The 22,913-nt window shown below is 38.4% G+C and carries 5 protein-coding genes; all 5 read left to right on the forward strand.

Annotation, left to right across the window (positions count from 1 at the left end; all coding sequences use genetic code 11):
- The first annotated feature begins 126 nt into the window (after positions 1–126).
- On the forward strand, positions 127–513 hold the full coding sequence (locus B0I22_RS14260; protein ID WP_133945979.1) for an HU family DNA-binding protein: 387 nt from the start codon (positions 127–129) through the stop codon (positions 511–513).
- A gap of 303 nt (positions 514–816) precedes the next feature.
- The gene (locus B0I22_RS14265) at positions 817–6,189 is read left to right on the forward strand and encodes an InlB B-repeat-containing protein (RefSeq protein ID WP_166668247.1); all 5,373 of its coding nucleotides are present in this window, start codon (positions 817–819) and stop codon (positions 6,187–6,189) included.
- Positions 6,190–6,348: 159 nt separating this feature from the next.
- The gene (locus B0I22_RS14270) at positions 6,349–12,462 is read left to right on the forward strand and encodes a GEVED domain-containing protein (RefSeq protein WP_133945983.1); all 6,114 of its coding nucleotides are present in this window, start codon (positions 6,349–6,351) and stop codon (positions 12,460–12,462) included.
- A gap of 236 nt (positions 12,463–12,698) precedes the next feature.
- Positions 12,699–16,343: a T9SS type A sorting domain-containing protein gene (locus B0I22_RS14275; protein WP_133945985.1), complete on the forward strand. Its 3,645-nt coding sequence runs from the start codon at positions 12,699–12,701 to the stop codon at positions 16,341–16,343.
- A gap of 260 nt (positions 16,344–16,603) precedes the next feature.
- Positions 16,604–22,843 carry a T9SS type A sorting domain-containing protein gene (locus tag B0I22_RS14280; RefSeq protein ID WP_133945986.1) on the forward strand — a complete coding sequence of 2,080 codons (6,240 nt, stop codon included), beginning with the start codon at positions 16,604–16,606 and terminating at the stop codon, positions 22,841–22,843.
- Positions 22,844–22,913 lie beyond the last annotated feature (70 nt).

The raw sequence follows: 22,913 nt of genomic DNA on the forward strand, positions 1-22,913 counted from the left end.
AGATTAATATATTATGTTAAATAGAATGTTATGAATTTTTTTGTGGTAAAATTTACTCTTTGAATTAATTTATTTTTTAATTTCACACCAATGCAAATGACTGCAGAAATACAAAAAAAATTTATTATGCCCATTAAGTACAAATTGATTGAAAAATCACAACCTGGAGTTGTGAACGGAGGAACAAAGAAGTGGTACGCCAATGTTTATAATGATGGTGAGGTCACTATCGATGATCTGGTGAAGCAAATAGAGAAATTCTCTGCACTCTCCGAAGCAGATATTCGAGGTGTCGTGATTGCACTGGAAAATGTGATGCAGGACGAACTGGCAAACGGAAAAATCATCCGGATGGATAAGCTGGGAAGCTTCTACCCAAGCCTTTCCAGTGAAGGCGTTGTGAAACCCGAAGATTTTACCGCGGCCAACATCAAATCTGCCAAGGTTAATTACCGTCCGGGAAAGCGTATTTTAGATATTCTTTCCACAGCAACCTTCAAAAAGAAAGAATAGTCTGCTGAGAAAGCACACGTGTCGTCACCCAACGGCAAGCGTGTCATCGATCAACCACACGCGTGTCATCAGACGATGGCACGCGTGTTTTTTTTAGCTCCTCAATCTGGTGTTGCAAGAGCTAATGTTAATTATTTATAAAACAGATGCTAATTAAATTTGAATTTAATGTTAATTCCGGTATTAATTTTACAATAGATAAGGGTGTTTGGAAGCGATAATTACATTTGCGTTAAGAATTCCTTTTTGCGGTTTTTGGCTGGCTGAGATGGGTATATTTGCGTTCTAAGTAAACAAATGAAAATGAAAACAAATTTATTCTCTCAGAGAACACTTTTTCTTGTCAAATCAGCAAAGGCTTTTTTTCTTCTTTTTTTTATGTTCGTTGGGGTTTCTGCTTGGGGGCAGACTTGCGATGATTTAACTTGGGTAGGCTCAGGAACAGGGAATTTTCAAGGTTGTGGAGGTGCTGTTTTTGGTTTTGATTCTTCGGGAGATTCTGTTACAAGTTCAGAAGTAAACAATCCACAAAATTTATCTTTTTCCAAAAAAAGAAGTGGCAGTTTGTCTACTAGGACGATGACTTTACAAATTACTACAAATGCAGCTTATACAACTTGGGCTACGGTGGCTACCATTGATTTTTCCAGTGCTTCTAGTTGTGTTTCACAAACTGTCGATTTGAGCTCGTATACAGGTCTTAGAAAAATAAGATTTATAGATGGATCTGGTGATGCACGTCAGAAAGGAATTAGTAATATTAGTCTTACTTGTGAGGATGCTACAACATATACACTTACGTACAACGGCAACGATAATACGTCAGGAACTGTACCTTCTGCTGTAACAGCTAGTTCTACAACACTTGCAGCAGCCGGGACAATGGCTAAGTCTGGCTACAGTTTTTCTGGTTGGAATACTAATATTTCAGGTACAGGAACTAATTATAACGCAGGAACCACAAGCTATGCAATATCCTCAGACCATACATTGTATGCACGTTGGGGTTTCACGGTTTCTTATAGTAACAATGGTGGTGCAGGAACGGCAACTGCTCAAACTGGATATTACAATGGAACCACAGGTGTAAAATCTGGAACATTGACTTTGAATAATGGTTCGGGTTTCACAAGGGCAGGATACACTTTCGGTGGTTGGAAGACTACTGCAGGTGGCGCATCAGCCAACTATAGTGCAGGAGGTGTTTATACCCACATTGTATCTGGTAGTGCAATTACACTCTACGCGCATTGGGTTCTTAATGCAGCTACACTTACATTGAGCCCAAACAGTTTATCCGGCTTTACCTATTCAGAGAGCAATGGCTCATCTGCTTCGCAGAATTTTACCATTACGGGTAGTACTTTGGATGGTTCTAATGTCAGCATTCTCCCCGGAGATGATTATGAAATATCCATTGATAATGGAGTCACTTGGTTGGATTACAGCAATGCACCAGTGAATGTGCCTTATACAGGTTCTTCTGTCTCTAGACAAGTTTCGGTCCGTTTAAAAGCTGGCTTGGCAGTAGGAAATTATAATAATTCCAGTAATCATATCATCGTTGTAAGCGGTGGTGGCGTGTCATCCAGCCCCGAAGTTGCTCTGTCTGGAACAGTGACTGCTTGTCTTGCGCCTACAACACAATCTACACTCTCTACATTCACAGCAATTGGTATCAATGGAATGACTGTGAATGCGACTGCAGGAAACGGCGTAGGGAGAATCATTAAAATCAATACAACCAATAGCTTTACAAACCCTACCAGCTCCAATGCTTTGCCCACTGCAAATACAGTTTATGCAGGAAGTGGAGAGCAGGTGATCTACGCTGGATTAGGAAACACGGTAGCAGTAACAGGTTTGTCACATTCTACTACCTATTGGTACAGAGTTTATGAGTACAACATTTGCTCGGGCAACTATATCTACAACATGACGGCACCTACAAATAATCCAAGAAGCCAAGCGACACTTTGCGATGTGCCGGCAATGCCAAATGGAGAGGTGGATGTGGATCCATCTTGCGGGTCTGTAGATCTTGTGTACCAACACGGAACTTTACAACCACAGTCGGGTGTCAGCTATTATTGGCAGACATCGGCTAATGGGACTTCTACTGTTAACTCTACAAATAACATCTACACCGTGACTACGGGAGGGAAATATTATGTTCGTGGCTATAATGGCAGTTGCTGGGGACCTGCATTCGAGATGAATGATACGGTTGTCATTCTTTCGCCAGTATCAGTGGCGACTCATCCGGCTAATCAATCTGCAACGGTGGGAGCAACGGCTACATTTGCTGTTACTGCATCTAATATATCAAACTACCAATGGCAAGTTTCTACAAACAATGGAACGACTTGGACTAATGTTCCAAGTGCAACTGCTTCAACATACACCACAGCAGCTACAACGCTGGCCATGAACGGCTACCGATACAGAGTTCGTTTGAGTAATACTTGTGGAACGTTGACTTCTAATGTGGCAACGTTGAGTGTTAATAATACGCCTGTTTCTATTTGGAGTAATGAGATTACGGGAACTAATCCTAATACCTCTAATCCATATACAATCGGAGATACTAAGAATGCTAACATAGAAGTGTCTGGTATTGGAAGAGGATCTGGTATTACAGGCACCAATGCAAATAATCGTTATACAGCAAATGGATGGAATACTTCGGCTATAGATTTGACTGCTTATTTTGAATTTACATTGACACCTAATGATAATTATAGAATTGATCTCAGTAGTTTTGAATATACTGGTCAAGCTTCTGGAACTGGTCCTACTAGTTTTGCATTTAGAAGTAGTATTGATGATTATGTAAGTAACATAGGTATTCCTTCAGCGAATGGAATTTCTATTAATTTGACAAGCACAGACTATCAAAATTTAACGTCTCCAATTACTTTTAGAATCTATGGATGGGGAGCGAGCGCGTTAGGAGGAACTTTCAGTATCAATGATTTTAATTTTAAAGGAAACGTAATCGCAGCTTGTACACCTCCAACTATTAACGCATTCCCAACAACGGGACCAGTAGGTACAATAGTTACAATCACTGGAAGTAATTTTGTAACAGGTTCTACAGTTAAGTTCGGAACAGCCAATGCAACAGTGGAGTATGTAAGCGCAACAGAAATCAAAGCAACTGTTCCTGCTGGAGCAGATGGTAATATAATTGCTACGACATCTTTAACTTGTCCTTCTGAAACAAGTTTTACACTAATCAAAGAAGATGCTTCTGGTTGTGAAAGTACATCAGGTGGGACAGGTTCTACTCCTGCAACGGATCTCATAATCTACGAAGTTTATGATGAAAATGGAGGAACTGGTGGTACGATTACGTTGTTTAATGGAACCACTTCATCCATAAGTCTTAATAATTATATTCTTCAAAGAGCGGGTGATTATGGAGAAACTTATAATGATACATACATCACTTTGACGGGTTCAATTGCTGCGGGAGAACTTGGATTAGTAGGTGTTAGTGGTTCTAAATGTCCTTATTTACCTACCAATGGATCGATCAGTAATGGGTTCAATGATAATGATGGTTTCAGACTCAAGAAAGGCTCTTTAATTATAGATGATGTAAAAGCACCTAATTATACAGGTTATTATCTAAAAAGAAAAGCAACTAACTTATCACCAAAATCTACCTTTGATGCTAATGATTGGGTAGAGACAAGTGTAGATACAGATGAATGTTTAACAGGTGTAGGAGTAGCACCAACACTTGCTCTACCATCGCCGCCGCCTACCATTGTAGAAAATCCGACATACGCGATATCTTGTGAGGTTAATAATGCTGCACTGACCCTTACCGCTACGGAAGGTTACACAGGTGGAAGAACTTTAGCTTACCAATGGTATGTTTTAGGAAACAATGGAACTTGGACAGAGGTTGCGAATACTGGTGTTTATTCAGGCGCAACTACTGCAACGCTTAATATTAGCAATGTTGTCGGTCTGGATAATTATCAATATTACTGTCAGGTGAGAGAAAATACAGCAACTTGCTTCACCGCGACCAATGCGACTCAAATCAAAGAAGCCACAAATACCTGGACTACAGCAAGTGTTTGGACCAATAAAATGCCTGTGTTGGCAAGCAAAGTCATCATCGAAGGGAATTATGATACAGCTGTTAACGGCTCGTTGAATGTCTGCGAACTAACCGTAAATGCTGGAGGAACAATGATGGTGAAAGCGAACAATCCTATCACTGTTAAAAAGAAAATCATCAACAATAATACAGCGGATAATAGTTTTGTTGTAGAAAGTGATGCAAACCTGATTCAAACAGATAACATCGCAAACGAAGGTGCTATAAAAGTAGAAAGAAGCGTCACAGGAATGAACAATGATGCCGCTACAGCCATCGATTATGTTTATTGGAGTTCGCCGGTGAGTGGACAAGCCATCAAAGGTTTTTCACCCAATACGCCTGCAAGCGGTTATCAGGAATATAAAGAGTCTAACGATAGATTTGTGGTGACAAAAGACGCAGATTTTCTTACAGGAAAAGGTTATGCTATCCGTGCAGAAGGCTTGTTGTCAAATGGTTATAGCAAAGTCTATGAGTTCAAAGGTGTGCCGAACAATGGAGATCTCTCTACGCCACCATTAGACAAATCTGCTGGCGCGGACAAGGGATACAACTTGATTGGTAATCCATATCCATCTAATATTGATTTTGACCAGTTTCACGCATTAAACTCAGATAAAATCTACGCTACAGCTTTCTTCTGGACCAATAATACTTACACAAAACAGCAAATGGGTTCTGGATATGCAGGAAACAATTATGCGGTTTATAATATTACAGGAGGCGTGCAGTCCACTTATGATGATTTGAATCCGAATTATAAAGTGGCACCAAACGGTAAAATAAAAGTAGGGCAGGCCTTCATTGTTCAATCCAAAATTGCTGGCGCGTTGGATTTTAAAAACAGCGTAAGAGTGACAGATAATGGAACTTTCTACCAAAAAACAGCGCCTAAAAATCGTTTTTGGCTCGCTATGAAAGCGCCTAATAATCTGGTGAATACGATTCTGGTAGGTTATATTCCAGGAGCGAGTAACAATTATGAAACCGATTTCGATGCGGAGTTGTTTGCTATTGGGTCAGATTCTTTTTACTCAGTTTTGGGGGCTAGGAAATTAGCCATTCAGGGAAAAGCGAACAATTTTTCTACAGAAGATGTCATAGCTCTTGGCAATGTATTCGCAGGGAATGGCACTTATACCATAAGATTGGAAAATCCGGAAGGTTTGTTTAATAACAATCAAAATATTTATTTGAAAGATAATTTATTAAACAAATATATCAATCTAAGCAGTGAAGGCAGTTATACTTTTGAAGCGACTAAAGGCACTTACAGCAACCGTTTTCAAGTGGTTTACAAAGATGGATCTGCTTTAGGGCAAGATCAGGTTTCCAAATCAAACTTCGAAGTTTATAGAAATGGCGAGCATTTCGTTATAAGATCTTCTCAGAAACTTGGAACCGTAGCCTTGTATGATGCAAGCGGAAGATTGGTTCGCCAATTCTATTCCAAAGAGAAAACTTTGACACTACCTGTTGAAAATTTAGCACAGGGTGTGTACATTATCAAAGCAGAAAATGCTGGCGATGTGAAAACGAAAAAGATTATCAAGTAGGATGCAATAAAAAAATATCAATCAAAAACCATCTGTTGCAGGTGGTTTTTTTATGGATTAATGTTATTTTTAAAATGGGTTATATGTTAATTTTCTTTTAATTTAATATTATATTTAAAATAAATATATATTTGTATTGTTAAGAAAACACTAAACGATATGAAAAAATATTTATTCTTCAACCAGAAGTGTGAGGTTTCCCCTGCCTTAAAAACACTTCTTTTTTCTTTCTTTATACTTTTTTTTGGTAATGTTTGGGGGCAGGTAACTTTACCACATACCCGGACAGTTTGGAATAGTACTCCCTCAGGTTGGACGGATACGCCTTTAGACAGCTATACAACATCTTTTGCTTGCAGTGGCGATAATGGAGCAAAATTTGACACTAGCGGGGATTCTAAAATAGTGTTTTTGGATTCTTCTCCAGATAAATTAAGTTTTACAGTTAAATCTAATACTAGCACAACATCTTCTTTGCTGATACAAGAGTCGGATGACGGAACCACTTATACAAGTGTTATTAATATGAGTGGCTCAACAGATCTTCCAACTTCTTGTACACCAAAAGGAGCTTATCAATTAAAAGCAACAACTCGTTTTATAAGGTGGACATTTACAAAGGGTTCTAGCAATATGACAATGGACGATGTTTCTATAACGAAACTTATTTCTACTTGCACATCACCATCCACACAAGCCTCCGTTTTTTCAAGTTCAGCTGGTACGCAAACGACTGCAACAGCAAGCTGGACACGAGGATCTGGGGATAGGGTTTTAGTTTTGGCAAAGTCAGGAAGTGCTGTAGATGCAGATCCTGCGAGTGGAAATACTTATACTGCTAATGCTACTTTTGGTTCGGGAACACAAATCGGAGCAGGGAATTATGTGGTGTACGATGGAACGGGAACATCGGTCAATTTAACAGGATTGGCTACGGGTACCAATTATCATTTTGCGGTATATGAATATAATAGCACTGGAACTTGTTATAATCTAACGAAGCTTACGGGTAATCTCACAACTGCGTCAGCACCAAGTGTAACCGCTTCTGGAACATTAAATGAAGCAACGCTCAATGGAGCAACGGTCAATTTGACTCTCAATAATACGACTTTTGCAGATGCGACATTAAGTGCTGCTAATTTTACCTTGGGCAACGCACCGGCCGGAGTCAGCATTCAAAGTATTACTTACAATTCTGCCACAAGTGCAACAGTAACTTTGGCGTATGATAATACAGATTTTGATACTAATGTTACAAATTTTAATGTTATCATCAATGGTAGCGAACTCACTTCCGTATCCAATTTAACTTCAAATAATTTAACTGTTACTGCCGTTACAGAAACGTTAACCTTAAGCAGTGGTAATTTAGCTTTTGGAACAGTATGTAATGGTTCTTTTGGAGATCAATCTTTTACAATTAGCGGAACTAATTTAAAAGCTGGAACAATTAATTTTTCTGCAATAGCGGGTTATACGTATTCAGAAACTCTAGGAGGTAGTGCGATTACGGGCTTCTCACATTTGGGAGGAACGTTAGCAACTAAAACTATTTATGTTCGTTTAACGCCAACAGCATCAAATCAAACATATAATGGAACAATAACAGTTTCTGGAGGTGCTGCTCCAAATGTAACTAAGAATGTCTCTGGGAATTCAAATATTACCGCACAATCGGTTACTACAGACATAAATTCAGCTAATAATGTAGATTATCGAAGTGCAAATCTTAGAGCTTCTGCTACAACCTTAGGCGTTTGTTCTGCAAGTATAGAAAGAGGTTTTGTGTATTCAATTACAGCTTTAAATTCTTCTCCCGTAGTTCTTGGTTCAAATGTTTCTAAGTTAGTAGAGACAGCAACTTTAGCATCTAATGCTTATGCTGAAAATACAGGTAACGTATTGGCAGAAGGCACAACGTATTCGTATCGAGCTTATATTTTTGACGGTACAAATTATGTGTATGGATTAGTTCAAACTTTTACCACAACATTTAATGGGAATTTAAACACAGTAACAAATACAACGGCTTGTTTGACTGACGATGGAGGAACCATTAAGTGGACTGCTCCTGCATCAGGTGTTACCCCAACAGGATACATGGTTTTTGCTGTTGCTAGTGCAACAACGCCTTCGGGAGCTTTAACGAATGCTTTAGGTGATTATAGCAATGCAGATTCAAATTTTTCAGCTGTAACAAATAGTGCAGTTCCTTCTAGTTTAGGGAAATTACTTTATAAAGGTAATCCAACATCCCTTTCTGTAAATATAACGGGGCTAACAGAAAATCAAAATTATTCCTTTTTAGTATTAGCTTACCAAGACGGAGGCACAGTAAGACGATTTAATACGGCTGCAGATGGTGGTAGAGCTTTAAACGTTATCGCCCAAGATGATGTCCGGAATTTAGTACCAACCGTGGGAACCAATCAGGTTACCTTAAATTGGAATGTGCCATTACCTTCTTCGTGTTGGGATCAATTAATTATTGTTGCAAACCAAGGGTCAGTTACTTTTACACCTTCCGGAAGTTACACCAATGGTGATTTTGGATATGTTGCAAATGGAGTAGCTTACGCAACAAGCACATCTGTAAGTTCTAAAACGATTGCCGGACTTACGAACGGTCTTAATTATTGTTTTAAAATATTTGTAAGAAGAGGTTCTGTTTGGAGTGATGGGGTTGAGGTTTGTGCGATACCAGTAATTACGTATTGCGAATCTCAAGGCACCACTCCAGATCCTACGGGAATTACCCGAGTACGATTTAATACGATTGATAATACATCGACAAGTACTAATGCATACAGTCCTTATACATCAATTTCTACAACATTATTGCGTGGAGGTAGTTATTCCCTAAATGTTAATGTGAATACAGATGGTTTCCAAAATTATACTAAGGCTTGGATAGATTGGAACCAAGATGGAGATTTTAATGATGCCGGAGAAGATTACGATTTGGGAGATGCATTCACAGGAACTAATGAGTTAACAAGTTTGTCCCCCCTTAATATTACAGTGCCATCTACCGCTACCCTAGGTAATACTAGAATGAGAGTTGCAACTCAATATTACAATAGTCCAAGCATTCCTATTAACTTAACACCTTGCGGAACTTATGCTTATGGTGAAGTAGAGGATTACACAATCACAATTACACAACCCGCAAACGCAGAAATCAACATCAAGGGAGGTGGTAATAATATTCCTAATGAGGCTGACACACCTTATCCGTTTAATAATACAATATTACTTTCAACGGCTTTAGGTTCTGATTCTCCAGAAAAAGAATTTATTATAGAAAACTTAGGATTAGCAAATCTTAACCTTACCGGAACCCCAATTATTAATATTGTAGGTGCTAATGCGTCAGACTTTATCGTGACACAACAGGCTGTTTCTCCGGTTGTAAATGGTGTCAATACTTCGTTTAAAATCTTATTCCGTCCTACAGCAGCGGGAATCCGTGAGGCGGATGTAAGCATCGCAAATGATGATAGTGATGAAAATCCTTATACTTTCAGAATTCAAGGGACGGGTACCTGCTCTACGGCTTCAGTCTCGATTGCTGCATCACCTGCTTCGGGTCCTGCAAATACCATTGTTACTTTTACATCATCAATCAATAATCTGAGCACAGCTACTATTACCTATAATGGTGCAACTGTGTCACCAATATCCGCTACGACCTCTAAACTAGAAGTGGCAGTTCCGGCTGGTGCGCTTGATGCAAACTTCATCGTCACCTTAGCAAATGGCTGTAATTTTACGCACACATTTGATGTTACGACTTCTGATCTCACCAGTTGTGAAGCTACTTCGGGTGGTTCAAGCACCGCATCGGACTTGGTGATCTATGAAGTTTATGATGTAAAAACAGGTTCCGGTGGTTTGGTAACTATTTTTAACAGAACAGGTGTTGCTGTCAATCTGAGTACTTATTCTATTCAAAGAAGTAGAGATCATAATGATTTGCCAAACGAACCTTATTATACTTATGCCAACCTTTCAGGCACATTGGCGGCAGGCGCGGTCGCGGTAATTGGAGTTAATGATGAGTCATCTTGTAATTACACCAGCATTCTTACGGGCAATGGAAGTTTCGGAGCTACTGGATTTAATGCAGATGACGGACTTAGGTTGATGAACGGATCTACGGTAGTAGATGTAGTCCATGCACCGAATACGACTGGATATTACCTTAGACGAAAGAACGAAAATCTATCTCCAAGTACAACTTTTGTAAGCTCACAATGGACCAATCAATTTTTAGTAGCAAATCAATGTTTGTCGGATGTCGGGCAAGCGCCAGTAGTGAAAATTGCACCAGTGGTGAACACACACCCAAGTTATACATTATCTTGTGAAGTGGATAATTCTTCTATGACCATCTCCGCTACGGAAGGAGTCGCTGGAGGATTAGGTTTGACTTATCAATGGTATGTTTTGCCAAGTTCCGGAACCAGTTGGACAGCTGTTGCAAATGGAGGCGTGTATTCTGGAGCGACATCAGAGACTTTGAATATCAGTGATATTACAGGACTTAATAATTATCAATATTATTGTCAGGTAAGGGAAAATACTGCTACTTGTTTCACAGCGACTAATGCCGCTCAAATTAAAGAAGCTAATAATACTTGGACTACTTCTAATGTCTGGTCCAATGGAACACCAATATTAGCGAGTAAAGTCATCATCGCTGGAAATTATGACACACAGGTAAATGGTGCTTTGGATGTTTGCGCATTAACTGTAAACTCTACTGGAACTGTAATGGTAAAACCAAACCATCCAATCAAAGTCAAAAAGAAAATTACCAATAGTAATACGACGCTTAATAGTTTCGTGGTGGAAAGTGATGCTAACTTAATTCAGGTTGATAACATCGTGAACGAAGGTGCTATAAAAGTGGAAAGAAACGTTGTGAATATGAATAATCAAGCAACGGGTACTGGTGCTCAGGTAGATTATGTGTACTGGAGTTCACCGGTATTTGAACAGCTAATCAAAGGAGTAAATGGATTCTCACCAAATACTCCATCAACGGGCTATCAACAATATAATGAAGCTAATGACAAATTCGTAACGACGCCAGATACTTATTTCCAGGCGGGAAAAGGATATTCCATCCGTGCAGAAAATGTTTTAGCAAATGGATACAACAAAACCTACAGTTTCACAGGTGTGCCAAACAATGGAGATATTACTTCTCCAGCTTTAACAAGATCCGCTGGAGCGGACAAAGGTTACAATCTTGTAGGAAATCCTTATCCTTCAAATATGAATTTTGATACGTTCTATGCTTTGAACAGCAGTAAGATGTATAATACAGCTTGGTTCTGGACCAACATTACTTATATTTCGACACAAATGGGATCGGGATATACAGGTAATAATTACGCCGTTTATAATGGAACCGGTGGCGTTCCTCCAGCTTTTGATCACGCCGATTATGATCCAGAAAATCCAAGTGGAATTATTCCAAACGGAAATGTAAAAGTAGGGCAAGGATTCATCGTTCAGGTTAAAGCTTCTACTTCATTGGATTTTAATAATGGAATGAGAGTAACAGATAATGGAACTTTCTACCAAAAAGGCGCTGCTAAAAACAGATTCTGGCTTACGATGAGGTCACCAAAAAATATGGTGAATACGATTTTGCTAGGTTACATTCCAGGCGCGACCAACGGTTTCGAAACCGATTTTGATGGTGAGTTGTTTGTTGTAGGTTCCGATTCTTTTTATTCTGTTCTTGGCGCTAAAAAATTGGCAATACAAGGGAAAGATGGAAACTTCTCAAACGAAGATGTCGTAACTCTAGGCAACGCATTTTCAGTAGATGGAACTTACACGATTGGTTTGCAAACACCGGAAGGGATCTTCAATGGAACTCAAAATATCTTCCTAAAAGATAAGTTGCTGAACAAGTATATTAATCTTAGTACAGAAACAAGTTATACTTTCACCGCAGTAAAAGGTGTAGATGCAACCCGTTTTGAGATCGTTTACAAAGAAAGTTCGGTTCTTGGAAATGATGAAACCTCAAAATCTGACTTTATAGTTTACAGAGATCGAAATACTTTTGTAGTGAAGTCTTCTAAAAAACTAGGTAGAGTAGAGATTTATGACACCGGAGGCAGATTGGTTCGTCAATTATCTTCCAAAGAAAACACTTTGACAATCGATGCTTCGGATTTGCCGAATGCAGTTTACATCATCAAAGCAGAAAATTCTGGCGATATCAAAACCAAGAAGATTATTAAGTAAATTATCATTTGTACTTATCATAAAAAACACCTCAATTGAGGTGTTTTTTTTATTTTATTAATTTTTAGTTCATAATAGTTAATGATAATCTATTATTTTTTAATAGTTTGTGTTATAGTGATTTGATTGTATTAATAATTCAAAATAATAATCAATCTATTAGGCTGATTCATCAAAATTTGGTTATGAATTAATTAATTTAATTTTGCGCCAGACCTTAAAAATACAAATACCTGATGAAAAAACTTTTCTTATGGTTATTCCTTTGTGGAGTGACCATGCTTTTTGGGCAAGGAAAACTTCACTTTACAACCACAAATGCTGGTAGAGTAAATCTTTATAAATTTGATCCTGTAGAAGCATCTGGCTGGCCGGGAAATAATGTTGCAAATCCATCAGTTAAATTTGATGATGCAGCAGGAGGCGGTTTTTATTCAGATAATATTAATCCTCAGAAAAAATTCATCCTAAATAATATTAATGGTTCGGGAAGTCAAACTGGAGATATTACTATTAGCCAAGACACTTGGGGGCAGTACAATGGTACAAATACATTCACGTCATTAATGACCACTTCTACAATGACAAATGTTGGAATCGTTAAGTTTGCTTCGGGAGGTTATGCTGGTGGATGGGGAACTCAAGTCAATACAACTTATGATGCGGCCAATCAGGTTTATACTTTAACCACATCTTATACAAGCGGATTTGGATTCGATATCTTTATTAATGGAACGAAATTTTTGTACAGAACAACATCTCAAGTTACGGGATATGGTGCTTCTTACAGTAATGCCTCGGTAACAGTCACTTTCAATCCTTACACAGGAGCGATGACAATGGCGCCGGGTCCAAATGTTTCTGCGAATGATATTACTCCAACCACCATTTGTGCAGGTTCATCAGTCGATGTTCCTTACACGGCAACTGGAACTTTCGGTTCTGGAAATATTTTTACAGCGCAGTTGTCAAATGCGACGGGTTCATTTGCTACACCTCAAACTATTGGAACATTAACTTCTACCACATCTGGAACTATTTCTGCAACAATTCCAACGGGAACTGCTTATGGAACAGGTTACAGAATAAGAGTAGTATCGAGTAATCCCAATGTTGCAGGAGGGAACAATGGCAGCGATTTAACGATTTATCCACCGATTTCTTCGGCAATAATTCAAAGTCCGAAAACCGGAACCGTTTGTGAAAATGCAGCATTCACGGTTTATGGAAGAGTAGGTGCTGCTGGAATTACTAATAACGACGCAACACCATTCTCTAATCTTTCGGCAAAATTTGGTTACGGATTATCCAACAATCCAAGTGCGTGGACTTGGGTGGATGCCACTCACAATACGCAAGGCGCAAGCATAGACGGAACAAAAGACGAATATAATTACACTATTCCTGCAAACACGCTATCAGCAGGAACTTATTATTACGGTTTTAAATTTAAAATTGGAGATTGTACAGAAGTATTGGGCGGACAAAACGGAATCTTAAATAATGATCCGGGTGTACTTACAGTTTTGCAAACCACAAAAATTACCACGCAGCCAACGGTGACGCAGACTGTAAATTTATATGCACATACAACACTTTCGGTAACCGCATCAGGCAATGCCTCGGGTTCATTGTCATATCAATGGTATAGAAATACAAGCAATTCCAATGCTGGAGGAGTGGCAATTCCTGGGGAAACCAATTCTTCTTATGTCGTGAATACTTACACTTCGGGGACATTTTATTATTATGCCGTTGCCAGTACGGGAGGCGGATCTTGTGATTCTTCGGCAAGTAATGTGGCAACAGTGGTAGTGAACAGTGCAGCAACATCCGGAACTGCCAATTGGGCAAACATTCAGTCGCCAAAGATGGAAACCGATGCTTATTTAGGTGTAGGAATTGATGTTTATGCTCAGGTTTTTGTGCCAGGTTCTACACCGGGTGCAGGACAAGCACCGGGAATCAGAGCGTGGATTGGTTACAGCACAAGCAATACAAACCCTAATACTTGGGCAGAAGTTCAATGGCAAGAAGCAACCATCAACAGTTTCCAATCTTACCTTACGGATAACAATGATGAATATATGATTCAGGAATTTGGTGTAAACCTACCTGCTGGGACATATTATATAGCGTCAAGATTTCAAAAAGACTCTGGCGGATACATCTATGGCGGAACCGAGGATACGACGGATAATGTAAGTGGTGGAATCTGGGGGGTTGGACCTTACAAAAGTCTGAAACTTAATATCAATAAAATCGTTACATGGATTCCAAATGCTGGAGCAACGGCTGGAGAATGGAACAATGGCTCGGGTCCTGTAATCACAAGTCCAGCCATCATCGCAACAGATCTTACTTCGCCACCATCTTTCTCTGCTAAGAAATTAACAATTAGTAATGGAGTAGGACTTACCATTCCAAGCGGGCAATCTGTGACTGTGGATGATGAGTTGATTAATAACAATGGAATCTCAACTATCAAAACTTTGGTTGTGGAAAGTGGCGCCAATTTGATTCAAAACAATTCATCTGTTGCAAATACAGGAAATATCCGTGTGAAGAGGGATGCGTCTGTTCCCGCTATTCAGTACAATTTCTGGAGTTCGCCGGTTTCTGGACAGGATTTATATAATTTTTATCAATCCGGAAATGTTGTAGCACCGAAAAAGGTTTTTACATACAACACCCTTACAGATCGTTATACTGTAGTTAATTCTGGAAATTTCAGCAAAGCGATTGGTTATTCCATCAAAGGCGAAAATTCTGGAAATTCCAATGCCGTGTTTTTCGGAGCACCTAATAATGGCAACGCTACTGTGGGTCTAGCAGCTACGGGTCAGAGATTTAATTTGATAGGAAATCCTTATGCGTCTAATATCAATGCAGATCAATTTTATGCCGAAAATGAATCTCAGATAGAGAATACGCTTTATTTCTGGGATAATACAGGAAACAATGCTCTTTCACAGATGGGAAGCGGATATGATGCTTATGGAACTAACAATTTTGCGACTTATAATGCAAGTGCAGAAATTGGAAATCCAGGAACAGGAACTCAAAACGAGGCCAGCAAAATCCCGAACGGAAAAATAGTAGTGGCACAAGGCTTCATTGTTCAAGCTAAATCTGGCGTGGCAAGTCCATCTGTAACTTTCAAAAATACAATGAGAACTGCTGGTGCTGGCGTTTTCTTTGCAAAACAAAATCAACAGAAGAACGCTTTTTGGTTACAGTTGATTTCGCCTTCCCAGTTGACTAATACCACAGCTGTAGTTTATAAAGAGAATGCGCAGAATATTCTTGACAAATTTGATTCCGAATTGTCATCTCTCAGTTCCGATGCCTTATTCACTTTTGCGGAAAATGATTCTAAAAAACTCAGCATCCAAGGGAGAAATGGCAATCAAATCAGTGAAGATGTGATGAGGTTGGGTGCGCAGTTCTACAAAGATGACAATTACACTTTCGCTTTGAAAGATAAACAGGGCATCTTTGCCAACGGACAAAATATCTATCTGCACGACAAACAAACGAATACCTACACCAATCTGCAAAACGAAAATTACACGTTCGCCGCAGTCAAAGGTTTGAGTGAGAATCGTTTTGAAATTGTTTATAAAGAAAACACAGTGCTTGGAAATGGCGAAAGTAAAACTTCCGATTTCCAAATCTACAGGGATGGTGAAGATTTCGTTATCAAATCCCGCAAAAATCTGGGAAGAATCGAAGTCTATAATATGACTGGACAACTGCTGAAAAATTTTGTGACCAGCCAGCAAATGCTCAAAATCAATGTTTCTGATTTGTCAGTTGGAATGTATATTATCAAGACAGAGAATTCCGGAGATCTGAAAACGAAAAAAATCATTAAATAAAATGATAAGCCTCCGAAAAATGCAGATTTTTTCGATGGAATATTTTAAACTAAAAGCACCTCATTTTGGGGTGTTTTTTATCATTAATCCTTTATTAATCATATTTATACATTCTTGTCTCCTGATGTTTCCATATTGGATTTTTTAAATGAATGTTTGGATTATTGTTAAATTAATAATAATTGATTGTAGATATTAAAAATCTAATTACATTTGCAATCCTTTTTTAGGATATAAAATAAAAAAATAACAACACTTATATGAGAAAAAGTTTATCCACTCCGCGCGGACGATCTCTTCAACATTTTTCGAAAATCCTTTTGCTACCAATTCTTCTTTTTTTATGGGGGAATGTTTGGGGGCAGACAATTACTATTGGTAGTGGTACAAACGTCGGAAGTAAATTGCCAGTAGTACCTTGGTACAGCTATTCTTTTTCCGAACAAATTATTCCCAAAGCAGAAATTAATACTGCAGGATCCATTACCAAGTTAAGATTTTATTCAAATGCAACTGCCTTAAATAATTCTAATAACTGGACTATATATTTAGGTCATACCTCAAAATCTAGTTTTTCTTCTGGTGCAGATTGGATATTAGCAGGTGCAATGACTCAAGTTTTTTCTGGTACGGTTACGCCTCCGAGTAGTGCTGGATGGATGGAAATAACTCTTACAACTCCGTTTAATTATAATAATACTAATAATTTAGTTGTTGCAGTAGATGAGAATCAACTTGGATCCCGTGGTTCCTCAAGTGATACTTATTTTAGAATTTTTACTCCAACAGCTCCAAGTGCTACAACGAATTCTGGTTTATATTATCAAAATGATACGACTAACCCTGATCCTGCATCTATATCACTTACAGGGACTCTGGTTAATTATAGAAACCAAATGCAATTAGTAATTGAATCAACATCACCATTTGTAACAGCAGGAACATTAACTGCTTTTGGAAATGTTTGTATCAACACGACTACAGCTGCTAATTCATTTACACTTACAGGTGGAAATCTTACGGGTGATGTTACGGTTGGTGCATTGGCAGGATATACTTATTCTACTACTTCAGGAGGAACTTATACATCAACTCTAACATTAACGCCTACTTCTGGTAGTTTGTCTCAAACAGTTTTTGTGAAATTTAATCCAATCTTAGTACAATCTTATGCTGGGAATATTCCAATTACTGGAGGTGGGATTGCATCTATCGTAAATGTAGCAGCATCTGGCTCAGGTATAAACACAACACCTACTTTATCATCCAACGGAACTGCGGGAAGTATAATTTCAAACGGAGCAACTATAACTGGAAGTAATATTAGTGCGTTAGGATGTTCTACTGTTACAGGTTATGGTATAGAATATAGTCTTACATCTGGTTTCACAGGTGGTACAGGAGCACAAGTAGCTGGGACAGGTTTTAGTGGTTCTGCTGGTGGAACTTTTAGTACAACTCTTAGTGGACTAAATCCATCTACAACATATTATTACAGAGCATATGCAACTAATGCTGGAGGAACGACTTACTACTCGACTGTAAGTAATTTTACTACAGCGTGTGCAATTGCTAATTTGCCATTAATTCAGGGATTTAATGCTGCGACTATTCCTACTTGCTGGTCTCAACAAAATGTTTCTGGAAGTTTAGCTATAACATTTCCTACGAGTGGCTCAAACCCAACCGTTTCTGCTCCTTTTGAGGGGACAAATATGGTTTATTATAATTCATATAATAATACTTCAGCAACAAGACTAGTTAGTTTGCCGCTTACTTCAACTGGAGTGGCTAGTGTAGATGTACAATTTCAATGGTACCATTCCGCACTTGGAGGAGCTACTTCTTATTTAACTGAAGGTGTTACCGTACAATATTCAACAAATGGAACTACTTGGATAGATGCTGGCCCACAAATATTACGATATAATGCAACAACAGGATGGAGTTTAAAAAAACTTACTTTGCCTGCTGGTGCTGGAAATCAACCTATTTTATATGTCGGATTTTTATTGCGTGGAAATACTGGATACAATATTTATATAGATGCCGTCGACATCCGTTCAACACCAACCGACGCAGTTGATTACGCCAATATCCAATATCCAGGAGTTTCTACGACAACCACTGGAACAGCAGTTGAAATTTATGGACAAACTTATGAGCCAGGCGTAACACCAGGAGCTGGAGCAGGAGCAGGATTACAAGTATGGTATTCAAAAAATGCAACAGATGTAGATCCATCATCTGCGGCGTGGACTGGTTCTTGGATTTCCGCAACTTATCATGGAGAGTCTGGAAATAACGACGAATGGAAAGGTAGTATTACACCTATATCTGGACAAGCCGATACTTATTACTCTTTCCGTTACCAACTGAACGGCGGACCAATGAAATATGGTGGCTACTCAGCAAGCGGTGGTGGTTTCTGGGATGGAACGACTAACAAAAACGGAAAACTAAGTGTAAACTACGAAGTTTATACAACAGCTGTTACCCCTAATAATACTGTGAATAATTCTATTGATGTATATTTCAAGGATTATGTTCCGGGGTCGGATTTCTACACCAGCGGACAAGCGGAAATATGGATGTATGCGGGTGCTCGTGTAGGTGCTACAACCTTCAATCATACAGGGGCTCAAAACTTTGGTGATAGAGCTACATTGGTAAAATTTGTTCAGCAGACTGATCCGACCATTTATAAAGCAACTATTAAATTTGCTGATGTACTTTGTGTCAACAATACCACAGATATTATCACAGGTATTGATCTTAATTTCCAAAATCAATATTATACAAGTGGTGGTGTTGGATCCAATAACCAAACTGAGAATTTGTTCTTAGACCTTGGGGATGCAACTGTGAGCGTGAGTGCTCCAACAGTAGCACCTGCAACTACAGTTACTACAACCACTGCAACGATCAACTGGACTGCACCTGCAACCGGCGCAATAAAAGGTTATGATTATTATTACAGCACAACTAACACAGCACCATCTGCTGGAACTACGCCAAGCGGAGCAGTTGTTGGGAATGTTTTGACTGCAAATCTATCAGCACTCTCAGCTGGAACTACCTATTATTTTTGGGTAAGAACGAAAGGGTGTGGAGCGGCTGTTAGTGCTTGGAGTAGTAGAGAGACTTTTACAACATCTTGTGTTGTAACTCCTATTGCAATAGCAGAAGGATTTAATTCTGCAACCATACCTAATTGTTGGAAAGTTCAATTTCCGTCAAGTACAAGAATTAGTTTTGTTGCAAGTGGAACAAATCCTACAACTTCTACACAAGAAGGAGATCATATGGTAAGATTTAATTCTTTTAATACTTCTGAAGATGAAAGATTATCAAGTATGCCTTTATCCTCTTTGGGAAATACAAGTGTTGATGTGGAATTTTATTTTAATAGAGATAATGGGTATTCTACGACTGCAACAACAGAAGGTGTTCAAGTGCAATATTCCCTTGATGGGACAAGTTGGGTAAATGCAGGATCTTTCATTCCTAGGTATAGTGCAACTGTATCCGGATGGGAAAAACAAGTAGTTACTATTCCTAGCGCTTTGGCAAACAGTAGTAATTTCTTTATAGGTTTTAATTTCTTAGGCAGTAATGGAAATAATATGTTTCTAGATACTGTGAAAATACAGCCTACTCCAGATCCAATTACCATTACATCTTCTGTGACATTACCAATTTGTAGTGGATCTTCTACTACACTTACCGCTTCTAGTGCGACAGCTTACTCTTACACTTGGTCACCGGCAACAGGGTTGAGTTCTACGACAGGTGCAAGTGTGGTAGCAAGTCCTACGGCTACAACAACTTATACGGTTACGGGTAATTCTGGTTTAGTTACTACAACACAAAATATTACGGTTACAGTTAATCCGGCGCCAACAGACATCATACTGACATCGACATTATCTCCAGTTGGAGCTGATGCTTGTGTCTTGGATTATGTTAAATTGGATGTTTCGGGAAGTTTGGCTATACCAATTGTAAATGAAGGCTTTGAAAATGGTAATACAAAATTTGATTTATTTGCATCGCCGTTAGCAAATTCTAATTTTACAATTATTAGTTCTAATTCATCCGAAGGCACAAAATCTATTAGATTGAATTATTCCGGTTCTGCAAATGGTTATATGGATATGGAATTATCATCACCAATTGATCTTACTAATGCAGCAAATGCAACTCTAACTTTTGATCATATTGCTGCAATGGAAGGATTGGATTATGATTACGGAAATCTTTATTATTCGATAGATGGTACAAACTTCAACTTAATGCCCATGTCCTTTTATTCTGGAGTGGGGTCTACAGATATAAACTATATTCAGTTTGATATGGATAGTTATCCAAATTGGAGCAGTTTCACTAATTCTTCAATTCCTAATAATTCTATGTGGAAGTCTGAGGTTATAGATTTGTCTTCTTTAGCTGGTAATTCTCAAGTTTACATTGGTTTTGAAATGAGTCATGATAATTCTGGTAATTATTATGGATGGTTAATTGATAATGTAAAAGTAAATGTAACACCAAAAATTACTTGGACTCCAGTCACAGGGTTATATACCGATGCAACATTAACTATTCCTTATGTTGCTTCGACAAATGCAACAACTGTTTACGCAGCACCATCAATCGCAACCACTTACGAGGCGAAATCCACATTAGGGACATGTGAAAAAACAGCTACTTCTGCATCTATCCAAAGATTAAAACATGAGTTCCGAGGAACTGTAGATAATCTGTGGAGCAATAATGGCAACTGGTTTCCAACAATGGTTCCGGATGCTGACAAGTGTGTGAGCGTTCCGGCTACAAAATCAGTTGTTATCAACATCAATAACGCAGAAGCCAAATCATTGACCATCGCAGAAACAGGAAAAGTTAACATCAATGCAAACAGCTCTCTAAAAGTGACAGATGCTATTAATATTACCAATAATGTAAACAATGACAATTTGGTATTGGAAAGCGATGCTACATTATTGCAAACTAATCCAGTATCCAACGCAGGAAAAATTCTTGTGAAACGTGATACACACATGCGTAAGATGGATTACACATATTGGGGAACACCTGTGACAGGACAAAATTTATTAAATACTTCTGGTGGAGCTAATGCTACATTACACAATCTAGGAGGATTTTCCGAAGGGACACCTAACAGCAGAATCTATGAGTACAACGAGCCAAATGATAAATTTAAAGCAGCAACAGACGCTAAATTTATCCCTGCAAAAGCTTATGCGATTAGAGGAAAAGATAGATATTTGGTAGATTACCCATCAAATGTGCCTGTAGCAGATCAATTTACTTTCACAGGAATTGCAAACAATGGTACTTACAGCGTAGGAATTCAAAAGTCTAAAAATACTTTTATTGGAACAACTGAATATACACACGGTTATAATATGATTGGAAATCCATACCCATCCAATATCGACTTTATCAAATTCTTTAATTTAGATCACGGTGATGGAAAGAAGAATAGCGATCATATTTTGGGTAAAGCTTGGTTCTGGACCAATGTGCCTGGAGCGCCAACATCTCAAGGTGGGTCTGCATATACACCAAATAATTATGCAATTTTGTCTCTTGCCGGAGGAGTGCCTGCAACTGGAGTAGATGGTAATGAGACAGAAAGCCCAACACTGGATATTCCAAACGAGTTTATAAAAGTGGCTCAAGGTTTCATCGTAGAAATGAAAGGAACTGCACCTACAGGAACTACGCCAAACACGGCTATTTTGAAGTTTGATAACTCCATTAGAACCAATAACAACACAGGGTATTTTTATAATAGTAAAAATTCACAAAGTGGAATCAACCGTTATTGGCTGAAATTGACATCGCCATTTAATATTGTGAATACAATCCTCGTGGCGCATATGGATGGTGCCACCAATAATTATGATGCAGATTATGATGCGGATCTTCTATCGATAGGTGATGATTCTTTCTATTCCAAACTGAATACTCAGAAACTTCAGATTCAGGCTAGAAACAATCCGCTTAACTTGGAAGATATTATTCCTTTGGGAACCAAATACTCTACGACTGGAACTTATAAAATTTCATTGGGGAAAAGCGAAGGTGTGTTCTCGTCCAATCAGCAGATTTATTTGGTAGATAAGATCAATAATACTTACACAGATCTTACTGCGCAGGATTACACATTCACGGCAAACAAAGGGATCGATGATGCAAGATTTGAGATTGTTTATAAAAATAAAGAAGTTCTTGGAAACGATGCATTTGCAAAATCTGATTTTGTAGTTTATAAAGACGGGAACCATTTTGTAGTGAAGTCTTCTAAAAATCTGGGTAGAGTAGAGTTGTATGATATCAGCGGAAGATTGGTGCAATCCAACAAAACGTCTGACAAAGAAATAAGATTGGATGCAGCCTTGATTCCTTCCGGTGTTTATATCATAAAAGCTGAAAATTCAGGAATTACTAGAACAAAGAAGATAATTAAATAGAAATTAAGTTAAAATAATTGTTAATATTATTTAATGTTAATAATTTTTAGAATTTTTAGAATTTTTTATA

The organism is Epilithonimonas xixisoli (genome assembly GCF_004365655.1).
In the GTDB taxonomy this organism is placed as follows: Bacteria; Bacteroidota; Bacteroidia; order Flavobacteriales; family Weeksellaceae; genus Epilithonimonas; species Epilithonimonas xixisoli.